General features: G+C 29.7%; 9 protein-coding genes. 2 read left to right on the top strand and 7 right to left on the bottom strand.

Translation table 11 applies throughout. The features are described 5' to 3' along the window. Positions 1-328 precede the first annotated feature (328 nt). Positions 329-754: an aspartyl protease family protein gene (locus HM984_RS17150; protein ID WP_179350076.1), complete on the bottom strand. Its 426-nt coding sequence runs from the start codon at positions 752-754 to the stop codon at positions 329-331. Positions 755-941: 187 nt separating this feature from the next. On the opposite strand from HM984_RS17150, the gene HM984_RS17145 reads away from it, so the two are divergent. Next, positions 942-1,097: a hypothetical protein gene (locus HM984_RS17145; protein WP_179350075.1), complete on the top strand. Its 156-nt coding sequence runs from the start codon at positions 942-944 to the stop codon at positions 1,095-1,097. 323 nt (positions 1,098-1,420) lie between these two features. On the opposite strand, the gene HM984_RS17140 is transcribed toward HM984_RS17145, so the two are convergent. Next, complete coding sequence (locus HM984_RS17140) at positions 1,421-1,732, bottom strand: hypothetical protein (protein ID WP_179350074.1); 312 nt, start codon at positions 1,730-1,732, stop codon at positions 1,421-1,423. 301 nt (positions 1,733-2,033) lie between these two features. Here HM984_RS17140 and HM984_RS17135 point away from each other — a divergent pair, with 301 nt between their 5' ends. Next, the gene (locus HM984_RS17135) at positions 2,034-2,198 is read left to right on the top strand and encodes a hypothetical protein (protein WP_179350073.1); all 165 of its coding nucleotides are present in this window, start codon (positions 2,034-2,036) and stop codon (positions 2,196-2,198) included. On the opposite strand, the gene HM984_RS17130 is transcribed toward HM984_RS17135, so the two are convergent. The 5 genes from HM984_RS17130 to HM984_RS17110 form a co-directional block, all read right to left on the bottom strand. Then, positions 2,195-2,359, bottom strand: coding sequence for a hypothetical protein (locus tag HM984_RS17130; RefSeq protein ID WP_179350072.1), 165 nt, complete (start codon positions 2,357-2,359; stop codon positions 2,195-2,197). The two genes, HM984_RS17135 and HM984_RS17130, sit on opposite strands and share 4 nt — an antisense overlap. Positions 2,360-2,496: 137 nt before the next feature. Continuing rightward, positions 2,497-3,132, bottom strand: a complete 636-nt coding sequence (locus HM984_RS17125) for a hypothetical protein (protein WP_179350071.1) — start codon at positions 3,130-3,132, stop codon at positions 2,497-2,499. A gap of 180 nt (positions 3,133-3,312) precedes the next feature. After that, positions 3,313-3,822 carry a hypothetical protein gene (locus HM984_RS17120; RefSeq protein ID WP_179350070.1) on the bottom strand — a complete coding sequence of 170 codons (510 nt, stop codon included), beginning with the start codon at positions 3,820-3,822 and terminating at the stop codon, positions 3,313-3,315. Positions 3,823-3,995: 173 nt separating this feature from the next. Beyond that, positions 3,996-4,874, bottom strand: a complete 879-nt coding sequence (locus HM984_RS17115; RefSeq protein ID WP_179350069.1) for an alpha/beta hydrolase — start codon at positions 4,872-4,874, stop codon at positions 3,996-3,998. Between the two features lie 182 nt (positions 4,875-5,056). Next, positions 5,057-5,764 carry a hypothetical protein gene (locus HM984_RS17110; RefSeq protein ID WP_179350068.1) on the bottom strand — a complete coding sequence of 236 codons (708 nt, stop codon included), beginning with the start codon at positions 5,762-5,764 and terminating at the stop codon, positions 5,057-5,059. Positions 5,765-5,862: the final 98 nt, after the last annotated feature.

Here is a 5,862-nt window from a genome sequence, read left to right as displayed (position 1 = left end):
ATAAAGCAAACAACTCCTTAAAGTTCTCCATACAACCCAGAAAAAAGTGTCCGATCCGTATCGGTAATTGCAGACAACGTGATTGTGTATGATTAGTAAGGGTTAAGTATAAGCTAACCATTCACAAAATCGATTAGATAGTAAATAAATATTAAGTTTAACAAAACACTGAACCCTTATTAATTATACACGGTGTTGTGTTTAGTACTTATGGCAATTTCTGTTGATTCAAATATTTACGATTCTAATTTAACTGAATATGGGAAATATTTAAAATCACTAAATATTCCTATTTGTACAATTCCTATTTGCGTTTTAGAATACAATTCTAAATCTTTAAAAAATACTCTTCTTTAATAAAATCCATTTTCAACTCTTCGCATTTTAATAAAAACCTAGTTCCGAAAATTAAAGGATAATTAAATTCATAAGGTAATTCTTTAAAATCTTCTTTAAAATCACAATCTATTCCGTTTATTTTAAAATTTAATTCATAAACGTTTGTTTCAGAATGACCGCTTTCAACAATATATCTTCCATAATCTTTTCTTATTGATTTTAATCCTAATATTTTTGCGAAATTAGGTGTAATATGCGTATTGTTCGCACCTGTATCAAAAATAGCATCAATTCCATTTTCGTAATAACTAAGTTCTTTAGGGAGTTCAATTCCTTTTATTTTTACTTTTAAAAAAGGTATTCCAGTTATTAATTTACCTTTTAGATTTTGCTTTAAATTATATTTATCCTTCATATTTTCCTTGTCTTTTCCATTGGGCAGTTTGGGTATTAAACACAACGTGTTACGTGTATGATTAGTTGCGATTGATTATTAAATTGCTTTCAAAATTAAGAATACACAAGGTAAAGAATCCATAATTAAGGTGTTGCAAAGAGTAGCAATTAATTATACACGGTGTTGTGTGTTCGTTTTTTATTATATGCCAAACAATTCAGAAACAAATGAAGTTAAAGAAATTGAATTAAATATTTTGAGATTGCTAAAAGGTCAAACTTACGGCTCTGCTAAAATGATTTTAAATTTCGCTTTGGAATCTTTAGAATACAATTCTATTGTTCAGAAAGAAATTCCTTAATTTCATCAACGGTGTAATGAACAGATAAAGTATTTTTAGAGGTTAATCCTATAAAAGAATGTCCTTTTTTATTTGGATTTATTTTTATGGTTTATATATGTTCTTTGACTACTGTAATTTGTTTTCCGTTACTAAGTGTTAATTCTATTGTTTTCATATTTTATTAAAAATTTATTCGTTCCGCAATATTCTTTTATGCGTAAAGAGAATTATGTCAGATTTAATTAATTGGTCAAAAGCAAATAAAGAACTTGATAATCAAGATGCTGAATTTAAAGATATTTTAGAAAAATTAGTTCCGCTAACAACAAGATTTCAAGAGATTACTGGTTGGAAAATAACGATTGATAAAGGTCATCCCCAAAAGGCGAGTTGATTCCGTATTCATATTTTTTCATGTGATATTTTTTTAGGAATTTCCAATGTTCTTTTTCTGTCATAGTTAAGTCGTTTTTGTCAGTAAGATATAGGTCGACAACGTTATTGATTTCGTTTATAAAATCCTTGTTTTCATTTGCGTATTTGCTCCGAGAAACAAAATCGATTACAGGGTCTCCTGTGTTAAAACCAGGAACTTTTGAATTATAAATTTCAACTATGTGCTTCAGTTTTAAGTCTAATTCTTTTAATGTCATATATTTTAGTTTAAATGATTAACGTGTCTTAAATGACACACAACGTTGATGTATATGGTTTGTTGCGTGGTAAAGTAACAAATTTAGCAAGTACAAAACGGCTAAAAAATCCGCAAGGATTTTCGTAAGCAAGCTCTAACTAGCAATAAATTATATACGGTGTTACCACACGTTTTTTATTTCACGTTCCAAAGGTCAGTCGCACGCAACAGTTTCGCTTTGCTTTGGTCAGATTATTATTAATTCGGTTTATTTAGTCCACCGTTTTAAGCGACTAATTTAATTTTAAAAATCAAACATTATGGAAAAAAATCAAACATTTGCAGTATCAAAATTATCATCTAATGTTAATTGTGAAAACGAAATCCGTTGTCATTATGTCGAAGTCAGATTAGATTTAACTGAGGAATCAATAAACGACTTTTCTAAATGGTACAAGTCAACCGTTTTAAAAATAAAAAATTAGCGTTCTTTTTCCATTAAAATCCTCACGTGTTGTTCATCTAAGTGATTATAATAATGAATATTTATTACTTTAAATCCATATTCCGCTTTTCTATTAATCCAATTTTCGGTTTCTTGGGTTTCGGTAATTTTAAAGTCAAAAAAGTTGTATTCGTATTTCATAGTTTCTGGTTTTGTTCAAATGTGTGGTAACGGTTTTGTGTATGGTTAGTTGCGTGTTTAAGCAACTAATTTAGTAAACAAAAACGAACGCGAGAAAATTCCGAAGGAATTTTCCAAATAAGCACTTGCCAAAGCAATTAATTATACACGGTGTTGGCAACAGGCTTTTCTTTTAGATTATTGATTTCAGTTATTAATTCCGCTTTTTGGTTTTCGGTCAAATCATTAAACAATTTGACTTTCTTTCCTTTGTAATTAAATATAATTTCTCCCATTATATGGCTAAAAAGTAATTTTCTATTCAATGCGATATTCCGTAATGTTTTGTCATAAGTTGATAATGAGTTTTCTTGGATTTCATTCCGAACGTTTTCCACGTGTTCCAATTCAAAGGTTTGTTTTTTAGTTAGAAAAGTTCCTTTTTTTGTTAAAGTCATTTTTCCATTTTCAATCCGTAACTCTTGTCGTCCATTAATCAGCCACAAAAATTGTCGTAATCCGATAGTCGCAACAATTGGATGAACAACAAAAAAAACAATTATAAATCCCGTTGTAATTTTAGTTCCGTTTGTATACCACTCTATAAATCCAGAAAAAAATAGTAAACAAGAAAACAATGTAAATCCTAGAGCAAGAAATGTGTTTTTCGAGTTATTCGATGCGTACAAGCTATTGCTTTTTGGTAAGCATACAAACTTTTTCCTATTCAGACCAAAGGTGAAAATTCGGCTGTATTGGTATTGAAAATTTAATGCTTTATCCTTAATGTTCATTGGTTTGTTTAGCTTGTTGCCAACGGTTTTGTATATGATACGTTGCGTTTGTTAGCACGAAAGTTAGCAAATAAAAACCAGATATAAAATCCGCGAGGATTTTCGTAAGTAGGCTAGCACTAGCAATGGATTATATACAGTGTTGGCAACTGGCTTTCTTTTTTTGTTCCGATTTTTATTTTATTCGTTCATTTCAATTATTAATTTTTCCCCGTAATTCAGGTTTTTAAAGAAACTCAATTGTCTCTCAAATATATATCCGTTTTGCGTGAATTCCATAATTTGATTTTCGGTCTCGATTTTTAATTTCATTTCGTCGATTGAATATTCTCCGAGTACAATTCTAAAATATCTTGCAATTAGATTAGAAACTCCTAATTTCAACATAATCCACATTGGTGATAAAGTCAGAGGTTCAACACTTTCTTTTCCACGTATTAATTTTATGTATTCGATTTCCGATTCTTTTATTGTTAACGCACTTGTTTTATTAGACAAGTTTGACCTTAAAAGAATTCCATCTGAATATTTTTCAAAACTACATTTAGAGTTTTCTTTTATAAATTCCGTCGAATTATTTTTTGCTTTAAAAGACTTTAGATAAAATGATGAACTTCCAATTGCTTTCGGTTTTTTCCAATCGATTTTTGTCGGTTTTCCAATATTTTTTTCGATTGTTCTTGAGTTCATTTTTTCTCGTTGAGTTCGTTTTTTCAGCTTGTTGCCAACGGTCTAGTGTATGATTTCGTTGCGTGTTTAAGTACTAAAGTTAGCAAATAAAAACCGAATAGAAAGTCCGCGAGGACTTTCGTAAGTAGGCTCTAACTAGCAATGAATTATACACATTGTTGGCAGTAGTGTTTTTATTCTTTTCCATATAAATTTGTCAACGTTCCATTTAAACTAAACGGAATTACAGACGTATGAGATTCATTTCTGTATATTTTCCAATTCATTTCTATATTTTCGTAGTTACTTTTTTTGAGATATAAACTAAACTTAATCATATTAGACACCATCATTGGGCTTTCATTTTCTCCGGTTGAAATAAATACTTTGGTTGGTTCAATATTCCAAGTTTTATTATTTGTAAATTTATCAATAGCTGGCTCTAAAAATATTTCTTCGTTAAGTTGAAATGAAGGACTGTTTATTCCAAATCGAGTAAAGTAATTGTCGGAATTCAAAAAGCAGTATGCTGTAAATAAACCACCAAGAGAATGTCCTGAAATTCCTCTGTCAGAATTAGTTTTATAGTGTTGCTCAATAAATGGGACAATTTCCTTTTTTAAGCATTCTAAAAACTTAACTGCTCCACCAGTTTTGATAGTTCTTTTTTCTACATCAAACTTTTTTTCAATTCTTTTGTCAGTTATTGTATCACGATATGCTGTATAGTCATTAAATCTATTAATTTTAGATTTCATTCCATTTACCTTATGACTGATTCCAACGAGAATCACATCTTCGATTTTCTCAAAATCTATGTAAGATGATTCGAAATATCCAAATGTGCTTTTGCCATCCAAAACATAAAGCACAGGATATGTTATACTGTCCTGAATTGAATAATTCTTTGGAAAAGACATATGAATTAAATAATCTTTATTTGTAATTTCAGATTTAATGATATGGTCTGGTTTAAAAAAATCTCGTCCTTTTGGGTCTAATTTTTGGCTAAATAAAGGGTTGCAAAAAATCAAAAATGAAAATGTTATAAATAATAGATTAGGTTGTTTCAAAGAATTCATTTGTTTAATTCAGAGTTCGTTGCTCGCATTACTGCCAACGTGTTTGTATATGGTTTGTTGCGTGTTTAAGCAACTAATTTAGTAAATATTTACCGACCAAGAAAGTCCGCTAGGACTTTCGTAAGTAGGCGAGAAGCAAGCAATAAATTATATACGTTGTTGTAGCACGTTTTTTATCGTTTTATTTTTATAATTCCATTCGGATTCCTCTTTGTAAGTTCCGAAATTAGTTTAGTTTCTCCTCCAATAGTTGAAAAAGCTAAATCATAGTCAGTATTTACAACCCAATTTTTATCTTTTGGGTAAATCAAACTTGGTGTTAATCTTAAATTTTCTTTTTCAAATAGTTTCGGAAGTGTGCTTATTTTTCCACTATAAACCAAATCCTTTTTCCAGCTTTTCGTAGCAAGAAAAGTATAAAAGAGTTCAATTTCTTGATTTCCATATATTTCGTTTACAACTTCTACTAAACTTATTAAGTGTTCCTTATCCATTAATCCTTCTCCAGGATATAATTCATTGTTTAATTGCTTATCGTAAGGATGAGTATGTTCAATACTTTCCATAATTGCTTTGTTTAAATCAAATTCTCGTTTTTTTCGCTCGTGAAAATCTATCCAAGTAACACGAGAGAAATCGTCTTCAGGATATTCTTCGTTAGATAATTTTCTAACTATAATTTTTTCTTTTGGAATTCTATTATTTATCCAAAACGAATGCAAAGCAATTGCATATTCTTGAAAATTATTTGGTAACGTCAGTCTCAAAAAGTATTCCGCTGGATTTTGTTTCCTCAATTCGATCTCAACATCGTTTTTATTCCCAACAATTGTTGCGTAAGGTTTAATCCATTCTTCTATGTCTTTTTCTATCAGTTCCAAGGTTTCTCTTAAATGTGCTACAATGGTAGGTGGTATGAATAGTGGCCTTCTCCATAAACTTGCTTTTTAGGCCATTATTTATACCACGTGTTGTCTGC

It is taken from the genome of Winogradskyella pacifica (genome assembly GCF_013403915.1).
Taxonomy (GTDB): domain Bacteria; phylum Bacteroidota; class Bacteroidia; order Flavobacteriales; family Flavobacteriaceae; genus Winogradskyella; species Winogradskyella pacifica.
The sequence above is the reverse complement of the archived record's forward strand: the minus strand, read 5'-3'. Positions and strand labels throughout refer to the sequence as shown.